Source organism: Nocardiopsis quinghaiensis, assembly GCF_008638365.1.
GTDB classification, from domain to species: domain Bacteria; phylum Actinomycetota; class Actinomycetes; order Streptosporangiales; family Streptosporangiaceae; genus Nocardiopsis; species Nocardiopsis quinghaiensis.
On the sequence record NZ_VWVU01000023.1, the window covers coordinates 70077 to 94616 of the forward strand.

The window sequence follows — 24540 nt, forward strand, 5'->3', positions numbered from 1 at the left end:
AGGGTCTCAGCGACCGCGGCCACGGCTTCACGTTCCTTGTGCGGGCGAGATCCGGGCGGATGTCGTTGCGGGCCGGGTGTGCGGCCGGGCAACGCGGCGGTACCGCGCCGCCCGGCCGCACACCCGCTCGGCGAAGTCCCCGGCGAAGCGGCGCCTCGGCATCTTCGTGATGCCATGGCCCGTGCCGGGACGGTGGAGATCGACGATGCCACCGGCCGCAGCGGCGCGGTGCGTGCCTTCGCTGACCGTACGGGAGTACGCCCGCTCTCGGCGGGCCTAGGTCCTTTCCGGAACCGGAAGGCACATCGGTGCGATGTTTTGTGTCCAGGAGTAGTCCGGCTTCGCCTGGGAGGCGGATTCGGTCGGTGAGACGAGGTGGTCCGGACTGAGGTAGGCGAGATCGCGGCCGAGGATCTGCTCGCAGGCGGTGCGTGCGGAGTCCAACGCGCCCAGGATCCAGGTGTGGTGGACACTGAGGTGCTCACCAGCGAAGTGGATGTTGTTCTCCGGGGCACGTCCGGCGTTGAAGACCTTGCGGAACTGGCCGGGAAGGAACTTGGCGTCCCCGGCTGCCCACTGGGTGGCCCAGGCCACATCGAACGCCTCGATGAACTCGGTCTCGACATCGACTTCGGGATGGAGTCGCTGAAGGTCACGCAGCGCCAGCGCGACACGCTGCTCGGAGGGCTGGGGCAGCCACACGTAGGCGTCGGTCATCCACGAGTAGTGCAGGAGCGCCCCGGGCCCCTCATCGCCGATGCCGTTGGAGGGGTAGACCACCCAACGGGAGGGCAAGTCGGTGATGGACTGGCCCCCTCGGGTGGGCCGCTCTCCCTGTTCCCAGAAACGGCTCTTGAACCGCAGCCCGATCTTGTAGAGGGGCTGGTAGTTCATCTCGCGGATGGCCTGCTGCTTGGCCGGGGACCACTGCGGGGTGTCCCACATCCGCAGCACCGCCGGCGGCACCGCGGCGATCACCTTGTCGAACTTCCGCTCCTTGGTACGGCCCTGACGGGTGTAGTGCACCTGGACCTGCGAGCCGACCTCCTGCAGGGCGTGGACGTCGGCGCCCAGCACGATGTTGGTCTGGCCGATCAGCTTGGCGCAGGCGTTGGGCAGCCGGTCCATGCCGTTCTTGATCGTCTTCCACCGCGGCTCGGCGAAGTCGATGTTCTCGATGACGATCTCGGGAAAGCTTGCCTGGAACTGGTTGGACTGCGAGGTCATGACTTGGACGTAGTCGACCTGCTCGGTACTCCATCCCACGATGGTGGTCAGGTAGGTGTAGAAGGAGAGGTTGTCGTAGGCCAGGATCGCTTTGAACCCGGCCTTGAAGTCCTGTTTCAGCAGGTCGGTGAATGGGCGGATGACGTCCTGGATCATCTGCGTTGCGGTGCGTACCGGCTCCGGGAGGCCGAACCCGAGCTGGTCGGGGTGGGCGTTGGCGTACTCCAGGGTCATGATGTTCCCGGACGCGTCCCGGCAGTCGTTGACCAGGACGCGGTTGCCCTTGGGATCGGAGATGACGTAGTCGATCAGCTCGATCTCACTGCTGGGTTCCACGAGGTCGTTGAGCCGGTCGATGAGGTCGAAGACCGGGCGCTGCTCGGCCATCTGCGGCAACCGCATGGCTCCGGCCTCGAAGTACTGCTCGGGGTCCTGAGTGAAGCGGTGGGTGAGGATTCTCCCGCCGACCCGCTTCGGATCGGCCTCCAAAAGCGTGACCCGTGCGCCCGCGGCCTGCAGCAGCAGGGCCGCATACATCCCGGCCATGCCGGCTCCGATGATGCCCACGTGCAGTTTGGAGGCATCGACCTCGGGCTGACGCGGCGCGGGCGCCGCCTGGGTGATCCCCTGTTCGGGGACATACGAGCGCGCCCACTCCGCGTAGGCGTCCCGCAGCGAGTGTCCCTCGAAAGAACCTTCCGGAGAAGAAAATGACTGAGGCATAAGACTATGGCCCTTCGTGTAAATCAATGAAACGAAAATTGAGGGTCACCGAAGTTGCGCTGGCAACAAGGATGCGATTCTTCTAATCGCTTCCTGCCTCGGGAAAAACTCCGATCCGGTCAAAAATGAAGTGATTTCATCGGTCTGGCTTCTCGGGCATCTCCTTTGCACTTCGAAGGAGACTAGCTTCAGGTCACATTCCCAATCCCCATGGTGCGAATTGAGTTGCGCTAAAAGAGATCAGGCGTTCCGGTCAGCCATGAACTACAGGAGTCGAAGGCTGACGATGGCGACTCCGATGACTGGGGTGCCGGCGCCCAGGTTCGCCGTACTCGCGACGAACGTCAGGGTGACCGTCAGATCGCCTTCGACCGTCCTCGTGGCGGACGGCTCGGGTTTCGCGGCTACACCCGTGGTCTCTTTGACAGTGCCGATGTCGATAACTCCGGCAGCTCCTTGGTCGACACTGTATTCTCCAGGGAGAGTTCGAGATTATCGGCGACTTCGATCGCATTATCCACGTTTGCAGGGTGCTGTACGTGCCCGACAGTATTCTACTCTCACTCTCACTCTCGCCTCGGAGCATGCCAATAGACTTTATTCTCACAGGGAATCACTCGAATATCCACCACCGGACTGGATAGCGCTTGTCATTATTCGGCAAATATCGGGCAAGACGTTCTCGTTCACTACGGGCCTGGCTGGAGCAAACGTGACTATTCAGGCACCTCGGCGAAGGCTCAAATGGTCTCGGGCATCCAACATTCACCCTCAGCCAAACAGGCCAGAGCATGGAACACACCCACGGCTGTTTCATTGTCGGTTGGGGCCGGTGTTCGTGCTGGTCAAGCAAGCCCGAGAAGGCCAAGTGGGCGGATGAAGCAGTCGTAGCCCACCCGTCGGCAGGTCTCGGGGATGCTCGCATAACCCAGCCTGGCCACCAGAGGAATCGACAGGTTGTTTCGTGCCGGGTGTGATGGAGATTCTGGTGTGTGCCGGGACCGCCTCCCGTCACTTTCGTGAACCGGGCAGCCGCCGAAGGTGATGTTGGGACAGGCCGGCATCGTGTCGCCGGAGGTGGCCCAGTGGGCGGTGGAGCGGACGGAGTGGCTGGTGTTGCGCGATTCTGGCAGGACGCACCAGCGGGGGCGGGCCCGAAGGGTAAAGGCGGGGCTGGTCCCATCCCGGTCCCATCAGTGCGGTGGCTCCTCTGCGACGAGGTCCCGCGCCTAGTTTGACCTGGGTTTTTATTGCGCTCGGCAGGATCCGAACCTGCGGATATCGGATCAGACGAGGCCCTCGGAACGCCACTCGAGCACTCCGTCCTCCATCAGCCGGGCGTTGCGGCCGTGCTCCTCTAGAAGGCGTACTGCCTTGCAGGACAGCACACAATGGCGTCCTCGGCAGTAGGCCACGATCTCGGTATCCGAGGGGATCTCGTCGAGGTGTTCGGTCAACTCCTCCAGAGGGATGGAGACCGCGTCGGCCGGGTGCCCGGCGGCGTATTCCTCGGTCGGTCGCACACCCAACACCAGGACACGGCCGGTGACGGCAGCGGCCAGCAACTGCTCACGCTTCACCGTACGGGTGCCCTCCTCGCCCAGGTAGGTGCGACGGATCGCTTCGGCCTCGGCACGGTGGGTGTCCGCGACCCGGCCGCAGGGCCGTCAGGGCGGCCACGTCATCCCCGGCCAGCCGGTAGAAGATCCTGGTGCCCTCGTTGCGGACCGCCACGAGCTCGGCCTGGCACAACACTTGCAGGTGGGCCGAAGCGGTGATGGGCTTCAGGCCCACCGTGCCGGCGAGCTCCTGAACGGGGCGCTCCCCCTGAGCCAGGACCTCGACGATCTCCAGGCGTTTGCCGTGGGCCAGGGCCTTACCCGTTCGGGGGAGGGCCTCGTACAGACCGGTCTTGCCCTGGTGTCATGGACGCTCTGGTGTGTGTCGGGGGCGCTTCTCGTCGCTCGCCTTCTCCGTTTCCTTGGGGTGAGACCGGCGTTGGAGGTGGTGGTGATGTTCGGGTCTGGTTCGGTGTTCAAAGCGGTGCGGGTGTCGGGTGAGCGGCGCCTCGGTGAGGTACGGGAGTTGTCGTCCGCGGCTGCGCTCGCGTGGTCATCGAAGCTGGTGCTACTCACCTGAGCTTGGCCACGGCCCTGGTGGTCGGTACCGGGTGCGGCTGGGTGGATTCGCTTCCTGTGAGGTCGCGTGTGCGGCGTTGGGCAGAACCCGAGGCGGGGAACCGGGCCGTAAGCCCGGCTGAGGGGCGTTCCCGCCGTTCACGCACGGCGGCCCCATCGCCTTGCCTTGAGCGGACCGGACCCGCTCTCCGCCAAACGTTGAACCCACGGGGGCGGGAGAGCAGGATGCCCCTATGCAGACTCCCCAGCGTTACGACACGGACCGCCTCCTCGCCCGACTGGACCGCTTCGACCTCACCCCCTTCGCCCGCGATCTTCGCGCGCGGGTCCGAGAACTGCTGCGCTGCGGACCGGAGGACATGGTCGTGGACGTTGGCTGCGGTGGGGGGCGGGCCGTGGCCGAGGCCGCCGCCGCAGGGCCGCACGTGGTGGGGGTCGATCTCGACCAGCGGATGCTCGACGCCGCGCGTTCGCGTCACCCCGAGGCGGATCTCCGCCTGGGCGACGCCTACGAACTCCCGCTTGCGGACGCCTCAGCTCAGGGCTACCGGGCAGAAAAGGTCTACCACTCCCTGGACGACCCCGGGAGTGCCCTGGCCGAGGCACGCCGGGTCCTGGCACCCGGCGGCCGTATCGTCCTGGTCGGACAGGATTGGGACGCCTACATGGTGGACGCCGCCGACTCCGGGGTCACCCGCTCCATCCTGCGCTCCTACGCCGATCGGATGCCCGACGCACGCGCGCCCCGGCACCAGCGGGCGCTGCTGCTCGACGCGGGGTTCACCGGCATCGAAGTGGAGGGGAGCGTGCTCGTGTTCACGGACGAGGAGGTCCTGCCCATGCTCATGGCACTGGCGGAGGCGGCGGAGGAAGCCGATGCAGTCACAGCGGAACAAGCCGCCTCCTGGGCCGAAGACCAGTGCGAGCGCGCTCGCGAGGGGAGGCTCTTCGCCGCCGTTCCCTTCTTCGTGGTCAGCGCCATCCGGCCCTGACCCGGTGGAGCCGTCAGGCGGGGCCGTTTCCTGGGCGCGACCGCCCTGACCTGGCGGCGCTTTCACACAGGGTGTTCCCTGCGCACGACCGCCCGCACCCCGCGAGGCTGAAGCGCCAGTGCCGGGTGCGGCCGGACGGCCTGCGGGTCGACCAGGTCCAGTCGCACCCGCGCGCGCAGTTCCCTGGCGATGACCTCTGTCTCGCGCAGAGCCATCGACGCGCCCACACAACCCCTCGGGCCGGCTCCGAAGGGGAAGTAGGCGTGGCGGGGGGTCGGGCCGCGCCCGAACCACCGCTCGGGCCGGAACTCCTCAGGGGCCGGGAACCACCGCTCGTCGCGGTGGGTGACCCACTGGCTCAGACCCAGGACCGTGCCAGGGGGGAGCGTGTAGCCACCGGCCTCGAAGGGGCGCACGGTCTCGCGGCTGATCACCCACGCGGGCGGGTACAGGCGCATCGCCTCCTTGGCCGCCGCGAGGGCGTAGCCGTCGTCCGCCATCCGGCCGTCGGCCTCACCGTGCCCCCCCAGCGCGAAGAAGAGCCATGTCAGGGCGTCGGCCGTGGTCTCGTACCCCGACATCAGGAGAGTGGCGAGCTCGTCTCTGACTTCCTCGAAGGGCGGGTCGTCGGACAGCAGCCGGTCCAACGCCGTGTCGGAACCCGTGGGCCGGTGGTCGCGGATCAGCGCCGCGAGGGTCTCGTCCAGGGTCCGCAGGGACTGCCTGAGTTCCCGGTTGACGCGGGTCGGCAACCACGTCGGAAGACGCGGAGACGAGGTCAGCCGCATGATGGCCGCCACGGCGGCGGTCAGTGTCTCGCCCCGCTCGCCGAGTTCGCGCCCGGCGATGTGCGTGGCCCCGATCCGCATGGCCAGCCCTGACATCTCCCGGTGTACGTCGATGGTCTGGCCGTCACGCCAGGTGTCGACGGTGTGAGCGACACCCTCACGCGCCACGCGTTCCAGGTGTTCCAAGCGCTCGCTGCGGAAGGCGGGACGGAGCCGAGCGCGTTTGCGCTCCCAGTCCAGACCCTCACTGTTCATCATGGCGAGGGGGAAGCCCGTGGGCCCGCGCCGGACACCCGCACTGATCTTGACGACGTTCTCGCCGCAGTCCACCAGCACCCGGCGGATGTCGTCGGGGTGGACCAGGAGCACGTTCGAGGGGGTGAGGGAAACGACGTCGCCGAACTCGCGGGCCGCACGGGAGAGGAAGGCGAGCGGGTCGAGCGCGAAGTCGGCGACGTTGGAGGTGCCACGTCCACCGTGGGGCCCCGGTGGCGCGGAGGTCATGGCCGTCATCGGGTCCGTTCCGGGCGGGGCCCGTGCCCCGAGGGGGTGGCACGGGCCGGGAGAACTGCGGAATCTTCGGATTCCTAGTAGTAGATGTAGGGGCGGGTCAGCCGGGCGCCGTCGATGATGCGCAGTTTGGCGGCGATGCGGTAGGCGGCTCTCCTCATTGGTTGCTTCCTTCCAATCAATTCCGGTTCCCCAGCGGTTCCGGAGATCGCAGTGAACGCTACGCAAGTCCCACCCGCAAGGGAAAGTAGTGTCCGAGTGAGGTTCACGTGGATACCCGGTGACCAAAGTCTGGCTCCGCGGGGATGGATTTCCATCACTAGTTTGCCCTCAGAACGTCAAAGCCTGCACTTTCATGAAACGCGGTAGTAAGGTAGAAGTCGCTCGGGTTTTTCAACGAAAATCATTTTCACTTCACGTTGACGACAAGAGCCGCGCGGGCGATGCCTCCGACCCGGTTCGGGCAGAGCGTGACATGCTTCAACACCTTCCAGCGCTCCTTGAGCCCGGTGGCAGTGCGCTCGCCGAGCGCGCGAACATGCCGCAACAGCGCGCTGTACATCCGGGTTCCTGTGTGGAGAGCCCCTTCGCCCTGGCTCATAGGGCGCTTGACCGGGGTGTGCACGCCGGTCCCGGTGCCCTGGTAGCTCTTGCCCGTCAGGGTGGGCAGGCCGTCGGCGGCTGCTTTGTGCAGGACTGGCAGGGCGTGGATGCGGGCGGCGGTGATGTCGGGGGTAGAGCCGGGTTCGGACCGGGCCCCACAGCGGGATGCCGTCCGGTGCGGACAGGATGTCTCGTATCGGCTCTGATGGAGGCTGCGGCGTGTGCCGGGATCGCCTCCCAGTACTCCCGCGCAGCAAGGCGGCTGTTGAAGGTGATGTTGGGTCAGGCCGGCATTGTGTCGCCGGAGGTGGCGCGGTAGGCGACTGAGCGGACGGCCTGGCTGGTGCTGCGGGACGTCGGGAGGACCCGGCGGCACGGGCGGGGGCGGGGGTGAGCAGGGAGCTGGTCCCATCTCGGTCCCGCCCTGGTCCCATCAGTGCGGTGACTCCTCTGAGACGAGGTCGTACATCCCTTTTGACTTGGGATTTTGTGGCGCACCCGGCAGGATTCGAACCGCGGCCATCGGATTAGAAGGTGCTTTCGTGCATCTACGTGCCACAGGGTACTGTTTCGTCCCTATCCATCCGGTCACTGCCATCGTTTCGTGTCAAGGGGTGCCGCCCGGTGTCGTCCCAGTCCGGAACTGAGGAGCATAATCGGAGCACACACGGCCTGTCGGCGGCGTCTGATGGCACCTCGCGAGGTTCTCGGAGCGACCGTTCGTTTGCTTCAGGGCGCGCGCCTGGAGCGTTCGGTTCGGATCTATCCCAGGCGCGGGAACCAGCCTTCGGGACGACCGTTTCCGGCGGGCTTGGCCTCGGCCGTGGAGCCCTTGACCAGGCCGGTCGCCCGTGCCACCGCCAGAGCGAGAACCACGTCGAACTCGTCCTTCCCACGGCTCACGTACTGCGAGTCCTGATGCGCGGCGAAGGTCAGGACCGCGTCCAGGTCCTCGCGCCACTCTTCCTCGGTGGCGGTGCCGCTCTTGGCCAGTTCCAGCACCCGGTGCACGAGGGGGGACCCTTCTTCCCACTCGTCCGTGGAAGAGCGCAGGTCGAGAGAGTCCAGAACCTTCTTGACCGCCTTCTCCGCGGTGGACACGTGGGGCAACAGCAGGTTCAGGCCGTCGTTGTCGATGAGGTCGGGGTAGTCGGTGCGGCTCCAAGCGGCCCCGTCCCACCAGTAAGCGAATCCCTGTTCACGGTCGTTCTCCAACGCGGTGAACCAGGACCAAGGCAGCCAACCGGGGCCGGCGTAGGGGTCGTAGCCCTCGACGTCCATGTGATCGTCGCACTCGTGGTCGGCACCGACGAGCACCCCGCGTCCGCCCTCGATCCGAGCGAGCCGCCACTCGTTGCCGCCCCCGTCGTCGTGGTGCACGACCGCGTCGGCGTAGCTGTGCTGGTTCTCGCTGCCGCCCGCCTCCAGGACGGCCAGCGTGGCGGCTCGGGCCCAGAGGGCGTCGAACGAGGGCAGGTCCTCGGGACGTCCTGGGACGTGGAACTCCATGCTCGGACCCTTCATACAGAGGAGAATCGGTTGCGTGGAGAAGCTACTCCGTAGCTCCGACAGCACGAGTACGGTCTCCGGCCAGGGGCAGAACCCTGTGCCGGAACTCAGCCGGGTGTCCACGCTGCCCCATGCTGCCTCTTGGAGGTCACGTGGTCTCGGTGCCCAGGAACCCGACTCCGAACAACGCGGAACTTACCGGAGCCTTCATCACATCCGGCACGAGGCACTCCCCGGCCCCGGGCCTGTCCGTCTCCGGCTGGGGGCGGTGCCTGGACCGGGGCAGCGGGGCCCACAGTGCGCGGCCGCCGCCCGGCACCGGTTCGCGACCACTGAGCGACGCGCTCCGTCCGCCACCGCGGCGGCGCGGGATAGTCTGCTCGGGTGTTCGAGACAACAGCGTGGACGGAGCGCATGCTCCGCCCCATGCGAAGAGCGGGAGCCACCGACGCCCTGCTCCCCGCGGCCCTCGTGGCCCTGTCCTTCGTCCCAGGAATCGCTCAGCAGGGAGTCGACCTCGCGGAGCTGCCGGACGGCCGGCCCTTGGACGGCCTGGGCCTGGCCCTCGTCGGTGCCCAGGCTGCGCCTCTCGCCCTGCGGCGTCGGTTCCCCCTCACCTGCCTGATCGTGGTCGCCGCCGCGTTCACGGCGTTCCAACTGCTGCGCTACCCCAACGTTTTCGCCTCCCTTGCACTGATCGTGGCCCTGTACACCGTCGGTACACACCCGCCGCGCCGTCCCGCTCCGGTGGTCGCGGGGGCGATCACCGCCTACGCGCTCGTCTGCTACTCCCTGCACCTCGCGGGCTCCCGTGCCACCGTGGCCGACTATTTCTCCTTCGGCCTCGTCCTGGTCGCGTTCTGCGCCCTCGGCGGGTGGGTGCGCGCCCGCGCCCTGGACGCCGAGGAGCGCCGCCGCCGCGCGGAGGCGGACGCCGCTGCCGCCGAACGCGCCCGTCTCGCCCGCGACCTGCACGACGTCGTCACCCACCACGTCACCTCGATGGTGGTGCAGGCTGACACGGCGGGTTATCTGCTGGAGCGGTCCGACCGAGTGGGAACCACCCTGACCAGTATCGGGGAGACCGGTCGGCGCGCCTTGGACGACCTCAGACACCTGCTCGGCGTCCTGGACGGACGCGAGGACCGAACCGGTCCCTCGCTCGGCGAACTCGCCAGCCTCATCGAGCGCTCCCGCAACGCTGGGCAGAGCGTGGAACTGGTCGAGGACGGCGAGCCCCGACCGATGCGCCCCCAGGAGGAGGAAGCCCTGTACCGCGTCGTGCAGGAGTCCGTCACGAACGCGCTCAAGCACGCGCCCGACAGGCACGTCATCGTCCGCATAGACCACGGGAACGAGGCGGTAGGCGCCCGGATCACCACCGGAGGCGGCGCGCCTGCGGCCGAGGTGGTCGGCTCGCCCCAGTCCAGCCCCGGTGGCGGTCACGGCTTGAGGGGCCTGCGGGAGAGGGTCTGCGTCGTCGGCGGGGAGCTGCACGCAGGTCCCACAGACGACGGGGGATTCACGGTGCACACCAGCATCCCCAGGGGGAGGACATGAACGGTTCGCCCATCCGGGTCGTGGTCTGCGAGGACGACGAACTGGTGCGCGCCGGGTACGCCGCGGTGCTCGACGCCCAGCCGGACATGGTCGTGGTGGGGCAAGCTGGCGACGGTGCCGAGGCTGTGAGCATCATCCGGGACCTGCGGCCCGACGTCGCGGTGATGGACATCCACATGCCCCGCCTGAATGGCATCGAAGTGACCGCCCGCCTGGCGGAGCCGCTGGACACCCACCCCATTCGCGTTCTGATGGTGACGACCTTCAATCTGGACGAATACGTCTACGATGCGCTGCGGGCCGGCGCGAGCGGGTTCCTGTTGAAGGATGCCCCCTTGCACGAGCTGATCGCGGGAGTGCGCACGGTCGCCCGGGGAGAGGCCTTGCTGGCACCGAGCGTGACCCGGCGGCTCATCGGCGAGTACGCCCTGCGGATCCGCCCCGCCGATCCCACCCCTCCCGCAGCGCGCCCCGGGCCGCTGACCGAGCGCGAGCACGAGGTACTGCTCCTCATAGCGGAGGGGCTGTCCAACGGGGAGATCGCCGAGCGGATGACGATCGCGCACGAGACCGTCAAGACCCACGTGTCGCGGATCCTCACCAAACTCCGATTGCGCGACCGGGTCCAGGCTGTTGTCTTCGCCTACCGCTCGGGGCTGGTGCGGCAGGGGTGAGTACCGGGTCCCCCTCGAGAGCTACCGAATCGCGCTCGCGCGGGTGATGTGGCAGGCGGGGCCCCTTACCTAGTCTGGGAACCGGTCAGAGCGCCCTTCGCGCCCCGTGTCCTAGAAAATGGTCCCAACATGCCTCACGACGTCGTATCCGCGTCCACCCCCCGCAGGCCCCGGCGCACGGCCTCGCGCTTTGCGCTCCTCCTGCTCCTGTTCATCGCCCTGGCCGCGCTCCTCCCGGGCGTGACGGGCGCGGTGGGCGCGTCAGTGTGGGCCCTGCCTCTCGGCGTCGCGGCGGCGGCCCTCGGCTTGTGGGCATACCGGTTCGCGATTCTCCGGATCGAAGGGAGAAAGCCGCTGGAACTCTCCCGCGAGGGGGCGGCCCGCGGCCTCGGAGTGGGCACATTGGCCGGGGTCGGTGTGTTCACCGTGACCATCATCGCCATCGCCATCCTCGGAGGCTACCGAGTCACCGGCTGGGGGTCGTTTGAGGCGTTCCTGGCCGTGTGCGGACTGATGTGCGCGGTCGCGGTCGCGGAAGAGCTCCTGTTCCGCGGAGTCCTCTTCCGGATCGCGGAAGAGGTTGTTGGGACTTGGGGCGCGCTCGCCATCAGCTCCGTGCTCTTCGGCGGGCTGCACCTGGTGAACCCGAACGCGACCCTGTGGGGCGCGCTGGCCATCGCCTTGGAGGCCGGTCTCATGCTCGGCGCCGCCTACGCGGCCACACGTTCCCTGTGGCTGCCGATCGGCCTGCACCTGGGCTGGAACACGGCGCAGGCCGGGATCTTCGGCACCGCCGTCTCCGGCAGTGAGGAGGCGTTCGCCGGGCTGTTGACCGGGGCGACGAGCGGGCCCACGGCGATCAGTGGGGGAGCGTTCGGCCCCGAGGGCAGTGTTGTCGCCGTACTGTTCTGTGGTGCGGTCACGGTGTATCTGCTGCGCGTGGCCCACCGCAGGGGCCACATCGTTCCCCGGGCCGCCCGTCGGGCCTGAGCAGGGTGCCGGTCGGGGCGCACGATGGTCGGGCACGCCGGATGCCGCCGCCCGCACAGCCGCTACCAGCTGACTGTTCCTGGCCTTCACCGATATCGCTTGTACAGTGGTCCGCTACCGCGAACTCACCGCATGAAATGAGCTCTTGGTCGATACGGTTCTGGCGCCGCCAGGTGTAGACCGTCTCGGCGGGACATATTGAGGCCCCGAGCGTGTAGCGCCCAACCCCATGGGAACCCGCTGAGATCCGACTCCGGTGGTTGGACCACTGGAACGATGCCAGAAGCGCTGACGGCTCGAACGACATTATTGAGAGCTGGGTTCGGGAATGACCGCGCGTCGCTGTACTCACCCGCTGGGCTGGATACTGAGCTGTTGAGAAAGCCCGGTCTGTGGGAAAGCTCCACGTAGCCCACTGATCCGCTCGCGGTCCCAGGTGTAATAGAGCTCGTTCGTCATCAGGACACCTCACCTCTGCATGCGTGGGGCGACCCAAGCTCCCGTGCCGGCCTCGGTTCTTCAGTGGTGGGAGATGGTTGAGTAGGCCTTGGGTTCGCCCCGGTTTGTCCCAGCGGTGCGGGTACGGGTGCGGGGCCTTCGCGTGTCGCTGCGGGCCGCGCCGGGTTCCACCGTCCCGGAAGGTGTTGGGCGTCTCTTCCTTCCTTCTGCTCGTCGGGTCAGGGCCGCTTCATCTGAGCGCGGGCAGTGCGCCCAGCCGCTGCCAACAGGTCGTGAACGCCTGCGCCCAGGGCCAGGTGCGCTCGATGGCCAGCACCCGGTAGCGGGCGTGGCGGGACAGCCTCGCGTGCAGGTGGTAGAGGCGGTAGCGCATCGTGTTGGGCTCGGCCGCCTGGAGTTCCTGGCCTTCGTGCAGGGTGAGCAGCCGCAACCAGGCGTCCAGATCCTGGGCCAGGTTGTGGGCCAGCACCCAGGAACGGTTCACCACCCAGCACTGCGAGGGCAGGTGGGAAAGCTCCATCGCCTTGTCGCAGCGCACCCGGTCCTCGACCACCGCGTGCCGGCGGTGCACCGCGTCCAGCCACTGTTCCTGGCGGGAGCCGCCGATCCCCCACATGCGGCCTATGTCGGTCGCGGTGATGGCGTACTTCCACCCGGTGCGCTTTTCCAGCGCGGTGAGGTTCTCGGTGTGCCGGCCGCTGGGGTGTACCCGGCGCACGATCAACCGCAGTCCCTGCGGCCAGCCCGTGCGGGTGTTGGGCCCGCTCAGCTCGGCGACCTGGTATTGGGAGTCGGCGGTGCCGTCCTGGTGCACCGCGGCGTGCCAGATGGTCTCGGGCAGGGCCGCGATCGCTTCCTCGTCGGCGCTGGTGATGGCCCATCCGACGGTGTAGCGCACGGTGCGCCTGGTGGTGTTGAGCCCTTGGAGGTGCTCCAGCAGGGCGTGGGTGGCCCCAGCCCCGTCGATACGCACCAGAACCTTGGCCCTGGACGATCCGGGTACCTGGGCCAGGGCATCGGTGAGGACCCGCACGTGATCGTCCACGGTGTTGGACCCGGCGTTGCCCGGCCGTAGCTCCATGGCCAGGCACTCGAAGGTGTTGGCGCACCAGGTGGCCAGCGGGTGGAACCCGAAGGTCTTCTTGAAGGTGGGTGCGGCGCCCTGTTTGTTGGAGGCCGCGGCGGGGATGGTGGCGTCCATGTCGATCCATCCGGTGAGCTTCTTTCCGGCGACTCCGACGGTGGGGAAACCGCCGGGGCGCAGGGCGAGCAGGTTCCACACGTGGCGGCGGACCTCGGCTCTGGCCTTGTTGATCGTGGCCAGCGCCGCCTCGTCGATGGCGGCCAGGGTGCGCCAGAGCGTGGAGTCGGAGGCGGGCGCGCCCATGAGCAGGTCTGGTGTGCGCCCAGGCGTTCGGTGCCGGAGAGGTTGCGTGCTCCCAGGACGATCGCGATGGCTGCCTCGATGAGGATGCTGGCGCGGTCGCGCCACCGGTTGCCTTGGCCTGTGGGCAGGGTCGTGGCCAGGTGGTGGGTGAGGCCGGTCCGGTCGGCCAGACGGCGCAGGAGCACGGTTCCGGCGTGGCCGATGAGGTTCTTCGCTGTGGAAGTGACGGACAGGCGGTGGTCCCAGGCGGTGGCGTCGCTCACCAGAAAGGTGCTCCTTCTCCTGCTGTGGTTCTGAGCTCGACACTCGAATCCTCACAGGTGGGGGCACCTTTCGTTTATTTTTGGGGAATTCCCAGCTCCTCATTGAATACCCGAGGTCGGCGGAGCTTCTGCGTGGTGGTGACGGCAGTAGTTGACGGCAACGTCAGCGGACGTGGGCTGTGCAGGGTGTTTCGTACCGAGTTCGATCGAGGCTGTGGCATGTGCCGGGATCGCCTCCCGCCATATGCGAGTCAGCCCCAGAGGATCAAGACCTGAACCCACGGATTAAAAGTTCGCGTTCGGGAAACGGCCCGGGAGGGTTGTTGAAAGCCCCTGGTTCCCGACGGGGTTTGGGGAGGCCGTGGACGGCTTTCGCCACCGCCTGCCGCAGGTGGCGGAGAACGTTGGTTTCCTGAAGGCTCCGGACGCTCACCGGGCCGCCGGTGGGGCCATGTCCACCTCGCGGTTGGTGACGCTTTCCCGGTGGAGCCCGTGGGTAGCCTTCGGAGACCGACCCTCCCCTCGTGCACCGGTCTCAGTGGTGAGCCGGCGAGGGCCTGCGTGGGCGTCCGGTTCACGCATCGCAGGCCGGGAGGAATCGGTCCGAGGCCGCGGGGGGAAGAAGGTTGTCCATTCCTCCTGCCTCGCGCTGTTGGGAGGCGGTGAAGTCCTCGTGGAAGCGCCCGTCCCTGCCGCTCAGCCCGTTTTCGGCTCCGCCCAGCAGACCGGCGATCGCGTCATGGCCGTCCCCGTAGTGGTAGTACGAGGCGAGATCGGGGTGTTCGTCCTCGTTGAGGTCGACCACGCGCAGACCGTAGGTGTACCCCAGGTGCGGTTGCACGGTGCGCTGTCCGATTCCCCGGTCCGAGAAAGGGCCCAGACGCAGTTCGCCCACCCTGGGGTCCTCCCCCGCGTCGTCTACGTCGGTGGGGGTGGCCGCCGCGACCACCAGGTCGAGCCACCCGTCGCCGTCGAAGTCGGCCACCGCGGCCACGACCTGCTCGTCTTCCGTGGGCAGTTCTCCGAGCAGGTCGGCAGGTGAGCTTCCGAGCAGGTCCTTTGGTGTGCGCGGTTCCGAGAAACCGGATTCATCGCCGAAGGAGACGGCCAGGTCGGCGCCTGTGCCCTCGGTGCCGGTGACGCGGTCGAGGCGGTCGTCGTTGTTCACGTCGGCGATCAGCCGTCCCGTGGAGTCCGTGCACGGGGGGAAGGTGCTGGGCCCGGACGGCTCGGGTGGAGCCGGATGGCAGCCGGTGAGCGCCAGGCCCAGGGCGGCTGCCCCACAGAGCCCCCGGTGTGCTCGGCTGGTGATCATCTCGTGTGCCCGTCCTTGGGGGTAGCGGCCAGAGGAGAAGAGTGTCACCGAGTGCCCAGCCATCCGCAAGTGGGCCCTGGCGGCGCCTCCCTCAGTCCCGGGAACGCGCCGGACGATAGGTCAGCTCGCGCAGCAGCACTTCCGCCGGGCCCCGTCGGCCCCACCGCTCCAGCACGGCCGCACCGGCCACGCCGTGGCCGCCGCACACCCGCTCAACCGGTGCGCCACCAGCCCGACAGGTGCGCGCCCAGACCCAGCCCCCCCCAGGAAGCCAGTACCGGCCCCCGCACCAGCGACTGCGCCAGGTACCCGCTCATCGACCGTCGCCCCAGCGTCCCGATCCACAACACCGGTGGTCCGCCCCGCGGAGATGCCCCACACGGCCAGCCGCCGCAGCAGCACCAGGTGCCGGCCCGGCTCGTCCAGCAGCCGGTGTCGCGCCGCCAGCACGCCCACGAGGGGGATGGTTCTGGTAGGGGCGGCGCCCGAGTAGCCGGTGTCCTCTTCCCCTGCTTGATGCGCGGCGGGTTCGTGAGCAGCTCTCTGGCCCACCAGGCCGCACACCGCCTGACAGGCCGCCCCGGGAAAGCCTCACAGGAGGTGGAGGCACGGACGAGGCTGAAGAGCACGCATGGAGCAACCGGACGGTTCCGGAAGCGAGAAAACCCCGGGACAGAAGCCTTGCACAGGTCCTCTGAACTGGGATTTTGCGGGTAGGCCCCCAGGGGCTCGAACCCTGAACCCACGGATTAAAAGTGCCCTGGTTATGTGTCGTCACCTGCCGCTACGTACCGTTTTGCGCCATTGCATTCGGCCCGCTGTACCGTCCGGTACCGTGTCGTGCCACATGATGTCGCCCCGGTCTGAAACTGCGGAGCACAAACGGAGCACACATCGCTGGCGTTTGGCGTCCGATGGTACCTCGTGAGGTCCTTGAATATCAGGGACCACCTTGGTCTGCTGGTCGGACAGGTAGGTCAATCCATGTGTGTTGGAGGCTGTTCCCGTGTCGTCCACACCGCTGTTCTCCACCTACCGTCAGGGCGAGAACCGGGTCACCTCGTCGATGCTGGCGGTCTTCGAACGGATCGGTCTGTCCCTGGTCGAGGAGATCCTGGCCAAGGCCTCGGGCGAGGCCACGCTGGAGACGGTCACCTTCACCAACCAGCCCAAGGCCGGCAAGGGATCGGTCCCCGACGCTCGCATCTCCGCGGACTTCACCTATCTGTTCGAGGTCAAGACCGTCCGCGGCACGGTCGGTGCAAAGCAGCTCCGTTGCCACTTGGCGAACCTGAAAGAAGGGGCGGGCCGGTACCTGTTCGTGCTCACCCCCGACCCCACACGGCCCGCTGCGCTCGACGCTGTGGACGACAGGCGCATGGTGTGGTTCAACTTCGCCGCCCTGTACGACGCCATCACCGCGGTGGTGGACGACGCCTTCCTGGCACCCTCTGAACGTGACCGGTTCCTGCTGCGGGAGCTGCAGGCGCTGTTCGACAACGACGGTCTGGTGACCTCGGATGAAGTGGTGGTCGTGGCCGCCAGCCAGGCCTACCCCGAGTACCTGGAATCTGCGGCCTACATCTGCCAGCCCGGCCGGTCCTTCCGGGAAGGGCTGACCCACATGGGCTTCTACGCCCAGCAGGCCATCCAACCGCACCTGGCCCGCATCCTCACCTGTGAGGACCACGTGCCCTTCACCTACGAGGAGGCGCTGCGGCGGGAGGGCAACGGAGGCAGGGACGCCCGGATCGGAGACCTGGTCCGCGCATCCTTGGAGACCGGGGCCCGTGAGGAGGGGCAGGAGTACATGGTGTTCCTGCTCTCCGAGCCGGAAGCCCCTGAGACCGTGGTGTTGGAGGCACCGGTGGCCAACGACACGGTGGCCGCCTCCGGTCGTCCGTGGGCGTGGACGATGGGCCAGCGGTATGTGTCCCTGGCCGCTCTGCGCAAACCCGGGGTGCGCACCACCAGCGACCTGGAAACCTCCTGAACAGATGGCTGGTGTGGTGCTGTGCGACGCGCGGGCTGGTGGGGGTCTTCCGCTTTCGCGCGGGCGGTAGGGTCCGCCCCGCCAGAGGGGAATCCGCCCGGTGGTGCCCGCTACCTGTAGTGGCGGTGCTGGGCTCGGCGCAGGCGAGCGGGCACGTGATCGGCTAGAGCCTCAGGATCCCCAGCACGGCCCCCACCTTGGTCTCCAGGGCATCGACCAACTCCGGTCCGCTGGCGTCGCTGGGCACTTCGAGAGGCACCCACGCGTGTCCATCGTCGCGTCGGACCTTGCGGGACAGTTCTGAAGCCAGGAGTCGTTGTAGGGCCGTCTGGAATCCTCCGGATCCCTTGTCGTCCTTGTGGAGCATCAGCCAGAACGGGGTCAGCCCTTCGTCCGCGAATCTGCCCCAGACCCCGACCTGCACCCAGGTCTCCTGGCTGATTTCCGGTAGATACCGGTATGTCCATGGCTTCGACACCAGGTTTCCTTGCATCGGCAGGTCGCGGGGCCCCAGAGACCCCAGAAACCGCGCCGTGACGACGTTCACGATCTTGACGAGGTCGCTCGCTCGCTCCTGCCAGTCTCGGCCGGCGGTGGTTTCAGCGAGAGGCGGTATGACGCCTCCACCCAGCGTCTGGCACATGGCCCTCAGCTGACGCAGGTCGTTGGCGAGTGCGGCATCACTGGTTTGCTCGGCGACGTCAGCCCACACGTTGAGCCATTCGTCCCAGGTGATGACAGCGTGCGCCGCCGCCTCGGCCCGGGTACTGATCGTCCGCTGGAGGGTCCGCTGCGCTTCGTCCACTCTGCTTGACGGGACGAGCACGAACAAAGCACCCCGGTGGGGACCGGAGCGCCGGTTGAGGATCTCGAGGTAGGCGGCCACCTGCCCGTCGGTCAGATGCGCATCGAACTTGGCCTCGACAAGGGCGATGATGCGGCCGTCCGTATCGAGCATCTCGATGTCGGGTCGGGACCTGTCATCGTGCACCGACTCGGGAACGAGCTGGTCCACGCCGGTGAGATCTATGTTGGCCCGCATCCCCAGGTGCGCGAGTATCGCGGTGCGGAGCTCTGGATCTGACGCCAGCCAGGTCAGCGATTTGGTCACTGCGATCTCGCCCATGTTCATGAACCAGCCCTCGCCGGCGAGTTGGCCCAGCAGGGGGACTCGGCCATCGGGGGAGTCAGTGTCTGCCATGGCCACACAGTAGACTTTCGCCGCTAAGAACTCTGCCCTGTGCCGGGTCTGGTGGAGGGAGGGATGCATGTCGGGATCGCCTCCCGTCACCCGCCCGGGTTTGGTGGTCGCTCCCGCTCAGGTGGCCATAGAAGCTACGACCGATGGGGCAGTGGAGCACGGGTGTGTGCTGGCCGCGGTGGGTGACTGGACGGGTTCGGGTGTCCCCCGGGTGGGGTTCTCTGTCTGTGGCCGGCCCTGACGTGAAGAACGGCTTTCCCCGTGTGCTCGGCGCCCGCTAGGTTCTCCGGCATGGCTGGTTACTGGGGGCTGCGTGTCGGGGCATGGCTCGAGGAGCTGAAGCGGACGCGGCCGGTGTTCCACTCTGAGGCGGACTTCCAGCACGCCTTGGCCTGGACGGCGCACCTGTTCGAGCCTTCTCTCCGGGTGCGGATGGAGGTCAAGACCGCCGTGGGTCACCTGGACCTGTTGATCTCCGCCCCGGAGCAGGACCGGAACCTGGTGCTGGAGCTGAAGTACCTCAAGGCTGCCTGGAGCGGCACGGTGGCGGGCGAGCGCTTCGAGCTGGCGAACCAGGGTGCCCAGGACATCCGGGGCTACGACGTGGTCAAGGACATCAGCCGCGTGGAACAGCTGACCGGTCACGCGCCGGGCTGGAGCGGTGGTGTGCTGGTGCTGTCCAATGACCCGGGCTACTGGAGTCGTCCCGGCCATGGCCGGACCACCAACGCCGACGCCTTCCGCGTCTATGAGGGCAGTCAGCTCGCGGGGGTCCGGGCATGGGGGCCCAACACCGGACGGGGCACTATGAAGGGCCGCACCGGTCCCATCCGGCTGCGCGGCGCATACAGGTGCGCCTGGTCGGGCTACTCGCGACTGGAGGGCCGCCGGGGCGACTTCCGGCTGTTGAGCATCCCGGTTCTGGACCGGTGACCAGCCGTCGCGCACAGCGCCCACGGACGCTTCGGGGTGTGCTTTCACCAGACACACTTGCTGAAGGCCGTGGACGATCTGGTTTGTGCCCGACTGCTCGTGGTGCTCGCTCAGGCCAGGCGCGGCGGGCTTCCACGCTCTGGAAGGTGGATCCACCCTTCCCGCTCGGCCAGGGCGACTTCCTCGCCCTCAGGCCGGACAGTGAGCCCCAGGGCAGCGGCACGCGCGGTCAACGCCGCGACCAGGGCATCGAAAGCGTGCTCGCTGGCGTCATAGGCACTCCGGTACTCCTCAGAGCACACCAACCACGGGGCCGATCTCAGGAGTCCTTGCATACTGCGTTCGAGTCCCAATTCCCACTGGGTGCGGGAAGCCGCCGGGTACACCTCCACGACCGTGCCGGCCCCGGCCCGGTCAACAGGCCGCCCACTGCACGCCAGGACGTCGGCGAGATACGCCCAGCGAGCGGCGGTAGCACCCAACTTGTCGAAGGACACCGACAACGGACGACCACCTGACACACACGCAGATCGGTGCGGCGCAACCGCAACCCCGCATAGTGCTCCGCGCGGTCCCGGCCGCGCCCCGGCCAGGGGCGCTGGTGGGTATGTGCGTGTACGGCCTCGGCGAAGTTGACCGGCCAGCCGAAGGGGCAGTCGACACCGGCACGGTCGCCGGGGCCCAGACCGCTCAGCAGGTCCAGTAGATCCTGATCGGTGCATCCCTGGCGCGCAGGCCTGACGACGGCGCCGTGCTGGCCCCAGACGATCTCAGCGGCCGCGGTGGTGCGGGCCGCCACAGCCAGGTGTTCCGTACCGGGGTTGGTAGAGGCTGCGGCGTGTGCCGGGATCGCCTCCCGTCACTTCCGGAACCGGACAGTCATCGCTCTCGATCCTGGGGTGCATGTCGAAGGTGATGCTGGGTCCGGTCGGCATCGTGCTGCCAGAGGTGACGCGGTAGGCGGCTGAACGTACCGCGTGTCTGGTGTGGCGAGCCTCCGGAAGGACCCGTCGGTGCGCGGGCATGGGGCGTGAGCGGAGGGCTGGTCCCACCAGCACGCACTTTCTCTGCGGCAAGGTGGTGTATCCCGTCCGTCCTAGCTGGGATGTTGTGGCGCACCTGGCAGGATTCGCACCTGCGGCCATCGGATGGGAAGCGGCGTCCGATGGCACCTCGCGAGGTCTTCGAGCCGGCACCGATGTGTGCTGGTCCGCAACCAGGTGTCCGTTTCCGAGCCCTCAGGGTGGAGTGTGCCCATGTCGGCCGCTGGCTTGTGCGTGCCTGAAGGGCGGTGCGGCTCTGGGGTCAGAGCGTCCGTTCGGTGCCGGTCGAAGCGCTCGCCCGTCTACAGGAAGCCCAGAGCCACAGAACGCTCTCCCGTGTTGTTGCGCGATGGAGGTTCTCTCCGTCCCGAAGCGAGGACGTCCGGCTTCAACCTGTGGGAAACCGCCCTGTCTGCTGTCCGTAGCCGTCACAGCAGCTCAGAAGGGCTATCCAACTAAACATGCGATAAGTGTCCGAATTCGGTCACAATGCTCTCTTGGGTTACTTGTGTGACTGAAGATGCATGTCGTGTGCTCGTGCGTCGCGTGATGTGACTTGCGACACTCGTCTGATGTTTCCTTTGGGCTGCTAGTTTCCCGTTCGGTCCCAGGACAACCACCGACCGTGCTCGGATGGCACGGCACCCACACGGTGATCCCCCAGCCTGGGTTAGAGAGCTCTGCCATGCCCCGCCATGCGCGAGCACTCGGCGCTGCCGTAACGGCGTCGTTGCTCCTCATGCCCGCTCTGTCCACCCCCGCCTTCGCGGATGAGGAGCCCGACAACGGCCCTTCCACCTCGACCGCCGACCTGCGCGGAGAGCAGGAGGCCCTGGTCCTGGCCCAGGAGACCGGCGAACCCGTCGAGATCACCGCGGCCACCACCGAGACCAGCCGCCACCTGGCCAACCCCGACGGCAGCTTCACCCTGGAGCAGAACGCCTCCCCGGTGCGCGTGCGCAGCCAGGACGGCTGGACCCCGGTCGACACCGACCTGGCCGTGGGCTCCGACGACAGGGTCCGCCCCAGGGCGGTCAGCGCGGACATCGCCTTCTCCGGCGGCGGGGACCAGGCCCTGGCCAGCGTCGGGATCGGCTCCAACTCCGTCGGGCTCGGCTGGCACGAGGACCTGCCGACTCCCACCCTGGAGGGATCCCAGGCCACCTACGCCGACGTCCTGCCGGACGTGGACCTGGTCCTGACCGCCGGGGTGGACGGGTTCGGCCAGGTGCTGGTGGTGCACACCCCCGAGGCGGCCCGGCACCAGGACCTCGCGGAGCTGGAGATGGCCCTGTCCACCACCGGTGTGACCATGCACCTGGGCGAGAACGGCATGCTCGAAGCCCTCGGAGACCAGGGGCAGGAGAGTGTCTTCACCGCGGTGGCCCCGGCGATGTGGGACTCCGCCGGCGTGGAGGAGACCGGTGAGGACCCCACGGTGATGGCCCCCATGGGCGCACGCACCGAACTCCTCGGCGTGGACCTGACCCCCGACAGCATCCGGCTGGTCCCCGACGCGGCCATGCTTGACGACGCCGAGACCGAGTACCCGGTCTACATCGACCCCTCGGTAGCGGTCAGCCGGGTGGGGCGCACCTACGTCAACGCCAACTACCCGAGCCAGTCGTACTGGAACTACGCCACCTCCCACACCCCCGGAGTCGGCTACGAGCCCAGCGAGGGCAGCACCAAGCGCGCGTTCTGGCGGTTCAACATCGACTCACGCACCCGCAACGCCGACATCACCCGAGCCACGCTCCGCGCCAAAGTCACCCACGCTTACGCGTGCACCAACGCCAAGGTCCAGCTGTGGCGCACCGACGCCATCACCTCCTCCACCACCTGGAACAAGCAGAACACCTCGGCGTTCTGGAACACCAGACTGGACACCAGGACCATCAACGCCGGACGCTCAGGCTGCTCCGGCGGCGTCTCTCCGACGGTGGAGTTCAACGCCACCTCCGGGTACGTGTACAGCCGCGACGCGGGACACAACACCACCACCCTGGGCCTGCGCGGCAACGAGACCAGGTCCTCCAGCAACCACGACTGGCGCCGCTTCGCCTCCAACCCCACTCTGCAGGTGGACTACAACAACCCGCCCGAGGTCCCCACCAAGCTCTCGGACTCCCACGGCGGCACCTGCTCCACCGATCCGGACAATCCGCGCCTGATCAACGAGACCCGGCCCACCTTCACCGCCTACGTCCGCGACCGCGACTCCACCTCCAGCAACCGCCAGAAGGTCAAGACCCGCTTCGCCTGGTGGGTGGACGGCACCCGGCTCGGTGACGTGGACACCTCCTCCACCAACGTGGCCGTGTGGTCCTCGGGCTCCTACCAGTCCGTGCGCGCCACCGCCCTGCCCGAGGACGTCCTCATCGGCTACCGGGCCAACGCCAACGACGGCACATCGTGGTCCGGCTGGTCGTCCTACTGCTACCTGATGATCAGCACCGCCCGGCCCGAGCAGGGACCCGCGGTCACCTCCACCGACTACCCCGCCGGGGACGAGTTCCACGGCTCCCCGGGGCAGCCGGGCGAGTTCGCCTTCACCAACAACGGCGTCGACGGGGCCGAGAGCTACTTCTACGCCCTCAACGACGACTCCTGCGTCCACGAACTCACCCCCGGTGAACCGGGCGGGTCGGTGACGGTGACCCTCACCCCGCGCCTGGAGGGACCCAACTGGGTCTACGCGCGCACCGTGGACGCCTTCGGCAACTCCTCCGACTGCGTCCTCGCCTACTCCTTCCTGGTCGCCCCGCCCAGTGATCCGGCCGCCCACTACACCTTCGACGAGGGACAGGGCGACCGCGCCGCCGACACCGCCAACCCCGGCCAGGGCGCCACCCTGTCCGACGGTGTGGAGTGGGTCCGCGGCCGGGTCGGGGCGACCGACAATCCCGACACCGACCCCACCCCGCGCCTCGAGGGCACCGCCGTGCACACCAGCGGCTACACCGACGGCGATCCGGGCCCCTACGACGAGATCACCGCCGACGGATCGGCCGTGGACACCTCCGGCACCTTCTCGGTGTCGGCGTGGGTGAAGCTGGACCGCGCCTACGCCCACCACACCGCCGTCGCACAGGAGGGCACGCAGCAGAGCGCCTTCCACCTGGGCTACCAGGGCAACACCGGTCAGTGGGTCTTCAAGATGTCCCCTGAGGACGAGTACTGGGACGGCTCGCGTGAGTGGGCCGTGGTCACGTCCTCCGCCACCGCCGAGGTCGGGGTGTGGACCCACCTGCTGGGCACCCACGACGCGCAGACCGGCGAGATCACCCTGTACGTCGACGGCGTCGAGCAGGGAACGGACACACACCCCGGGCCGTGGAACGCCCAGGGACCCCTCACCGTGGGCCGTGCCCTGTTCCAGGGCGCGGGCAACTACTACTGGCCCGGCGCCATCGACGACATCAGGGTGTGGAACCGGCTCGTGCTGGACGAGACCGTGTCCGAGTCCGAGACCGCCTCCGAGGTGTGGCGCCTGGCCAACCGTCCGATCGCCGCCGAGGGCCGGTGGAGGCTCGACGAATGGGACGGTACGGCGGTGGCCGACGCCACCGACCACGGTCTGGACGCCACCCTGCACGGTGATCCCCTCACCGCGTGGAACACCGCCGAGAACGGAGTCACCGCCTCCCCCGGGGTGCGGCTCAACGGTGCCGACGAGTACGTCGAGGCGCCCGGGCCCGCCCTGCGCACCGACCGCAGCTTCGGAGTCTCGGCCTGGGTGCGCCTGGACGAGACCGGCGAGGGCGTCAACACCTCCGCCACCAGTCAGGCCGGCGAGTTCCAGAGTGGGTTCCACCTGGGCTACCAGGGGTCGCGTGGAGCGTGGGTGTTCAAGATGGCCCCCCACGACGACGCTCCCACCTCCGGTTCGGACGGATGGACCTACGCCTACTCCAGCACCGCCGCCCGGCTGGGGGAGTGGGTCCACCTCACCGGGGTCTACGACCACACCACCGGTGAGCTGGTGCTCTACGTCAACGGCTTCGAGGAGTCCCGTGTGGCGGTGGACCACGCCTGGCACGCCGACGGCCCGTTCCGGATCGGCAGCGCCCAGCACGGCGGTTCCAACGCCTACCACTGGACCGGCGATATCGACGACGTCCACGCCTACCAGGGCGTACTCAACGACCTCGGCATTCGCCAGGTCCGCGACGGAGAGTTCCCCAACACACAGGGCTGACCCCGCCCCGACCCCCATCACACCCCACCCC

At 67.9% G+C, this 24540-nt stretch carries 18 protein-coding genes; 7 read left to right on the forward strand and 11 right to left on the reverse strand.

Translation table 11 applies throughout. The features are described 5' to 3' along the window. Positions 1-276: 276 nt before the first annotated feature. The 3 genes from FYX01_RS21240 to FYX01_RS26845 all read right to left on the reverse strand — a co-directional run bounded on the left by FYX01_RS21240 (position 277) and on the right by FYX01_RS26845 (position 3855). Positions 277-1950 carry a flavin monoamine oxidase family protein gene (locus FYX01_RS21240; RefSeq protein ID WP_150244105.1) on the reverse strand — a complete coding sequence of 558 codons (1674 nt, stop codon included), beginning with the start codon at positions 1948-1950 and terminating at the stop codon, positions 277-279. A gap of 1286 nt (positions 1951-3236) precedes the next feature. Beyond that, positions 3237-3530 (reverse strand): rhodanese-like domain-containing protein, encoded by a 294-nt coding sequence (locus tag FYX01_RS26840; RefSeq protein ID WP_223830578.1) that lies wholly within the window; start codon positions 3528-3530, stop codon positions 3237-3239. Continuing rightward, entirely contained in the window at positions 3520-3855 is a 336-nt protein-coding gene (locus FYX01_RS26845) for an ArsR/SmtB family transcription factor (protein WP_223830584.1), read from the reverse strand. The genes FYX01_RS26840 and FYX01_RS26845 overlap by 11 nt, the downstream gene beginning before the upstream one ends. 466 nt (positions 3856-4321) lie before the next feature. Between FYX01_RS26845 and FYX01_RS21250 the strand changes: the two genes are divergently transcribed. Next, positions 4322-5080: a methyltransferase domain-containing protein gene (locus tag FYX01_RS21250; RefSeq protein ID WP_150244107.1), complete on the forward strand. Its 759-nt coding sequence runs from the start codon at positions 4322-4324 to the stop codon at positions 5078-5080. Between the two features lie 62 nt (positions 5081-5142). On the opposite strand, the gene FYX01_RS21255 is transcribed toward FYX01_RS21250, so the two are convergent. The 4 genes from FYX01_RS21255 to FYX01_RS21270 form a co-directional block, all read right to left on the reverse strand. After that, entirely contained in the window at positions 5143-6381 is a 1239-nt protein-coding gene (locus FYX01_RS21255) for a cytochrome P450 (RefSeq protein ID WP_150244109.1), read from the reverse strand. A 74-nt stretch (positions 6382-6455) separates the two neighbouring features. Further along, the gene (locus FYX01_RS26850; protein ID WP_223830579.1) at positions 6456-6560 is read right to left on the reverse strand and encodes a cittilin family RiPP precursor; all 105 of its coding nucleotides are present in this window, start codon (positions 6558-6560) and stop codon (positions 6456-6458) included. Positions 6561-6787: 227 nt separating this feature from the next. Next, positions 6788-6940, reverse strand: coding sequence for a hypothetical protein (locus FYX01_RS26295; RefSeq protein ID WP_190394424.1), 153 nt, complete (start codon positions 6938-6940; stop codon positions 6788-6790). An 803-nt stretch (positions 6941-7743) separates the two neighbouring features. Then, complete coding sequence (locus tag FYX01_RS21270) at positions 7744-8490, reverse strand: hypothetical protein (protein ID WP_150244162.1); 747 nt, start codon at positions 8488-8490, stop codon at positions 7744-7746. 426 nt (positions 8491-8916) lie between these two features. On the opposite strand from FYX01_RS21270, the gene FYX01_RS21275 reads away from it, so the two are divergent. The 3 genes from FYX01_RS21275 to FYX01_RS21285 all read left to right on the forward strand — a co-directional run bounded on the left by FYX01_RS21275 (position 8917) and on the right by FYX01_RS21285 (position 11714). Continuing rightward, positions 8917-10050 (forward strand): sensor histidine kinase, encoded by a 1134-nt coding sequence (locus FYX01_RS21275; protein WP_190394425.1) that lies wholly within the window; start codon positions 8917-8919, stop codon positions 10048-10050. Continuing rightward, a complete protein-coding gene (locus FYX01_RS21280) occupies positions 10047-10724 on the forward strand; it encodes a response regulator (RefSeq protein WP_150244113.1) in 678 nt (225 codons plus the stop codon). The genes FYX01_RS21275 and FYX01_RS21280 overlap by 4 nt, the downstream gene beginning before the upstream one ends. Positions 10725-10853: 129 nt before the next feature. Further along, positions 10854-11714: a CPBP family intramembrane glutamic endopeptidase gene (locus tag FYX01_RS21285; protein ID WP_150244115.1), complete on the forward strand. Its 861-nt coding sequence runs from the start codon at positions 10854-10856 to the stop codon at positions 11712-11714. Between the two features lie 688 nt (positions 11715-12402). On the opposite strand, the gene FYX01_RS21290 is transcribed toward FYX01_RS21285, so the two are convergent. Both FYX01_RS21290 and FYX01_RS21295 read right to left on the reverse strand, forming a co-directional pair. Further along, positions 12403-13560, reverse strand: a complete 1158-nt coding sequence (locus FYX01_RS21290) for a transposase (RefSeq protein ID WP_223830580.1) — start codon at positions 13558-13560, stop codon at positions 12403-12405. An 837-nt stretch (positions 13561-14397) separates the two neighbouring features. Continuing rightward, on the reverse strand, positions 14398-15138 hold the full coding sequence (locus tag FYX01_RS21295) for an FG-GAP repeat domain-containing protein (RefSeq protein WP_190394426.1): 741 nt from the start codon (positions 15136-15138) through the stop codon (positions 14398-14400). A 1006-nt stretch (positions 15139-16144) separates the two neighbouring features. Between FYX01_RS21295 and FYX01_RS21305 the strand changes: the two genes are divergently transcribed. After that, the gene (locus tag FYX01_RS21305) at positions 16145-17131 is read left to right on the forward strand and encodes a hypothetical protein (protein WP_150244119.1); all 987 of its coding nucleotides are present in this window, start codon (positions 16145-16147) and stop codon (positions 17129-17131) included. 163 nt (positions 17132-17294) lie between these two features. Here the strand turns inward: FYX01_RS21305 and FYX01_RS21310 are convergent, their stop codons facing one another. Further along, positions 17295-18332 (reverse strand): PD-(D/E)XK nuclease family protein, encoded by a 1038-nt coding sequence (locus FYX01_RS21310; protein ID WP_190394427.1) that lies wholly within the window; start codon positions 18330-18332, stop codon positions 17295-17297. 291 nt (positions 18333-18623) lie between these two features. On the opposite strand from FYX01_RS21310, the gene FYX01_RS21315 reads away from it, so the two are divergent. Continuing rightward, positions 18624-19265, forward strand: a complete 642-nt coding sequence (locus FYX01_RS21315; protein WP_150244123.1) for a hypothetical protein — start codon at positions 18624-18626, stop codon at positions 19263-19265. Positions 19266-19375: 110 nt separating this feature from the next. Here FYX01_RS21315 and FYX01_RS27300 read toward each other — a convergent pair whose 3' ends face one another. Then, a complete protein-coding gene (locus tag FYX01_RS27300) occupies positions 19376-19987 on the reverse strand; it encodes a DUF429 domain-containing protein (RefSeq protein WP_223830581.1) in 612 nt (203 codons plus the stop codon). 1006 nt (positions 19988-20993) lie between these two features. Between FYX01_RS27300 and FYX01_RS21325 the strand changes: the two genes are divergently transcribed. After that, complete coding sequence (locus tag FYX01_RS21325; protein WP_150244125.1) at positions 20994-24509, forward strand: LamG-like jellyroll fold domain-containing protein; 3516 nt, start codon at positions 20994-20996, stop codon at positions 24507-24509. Positions 24510-24540 lie beyond the last annotated feature (31 nt).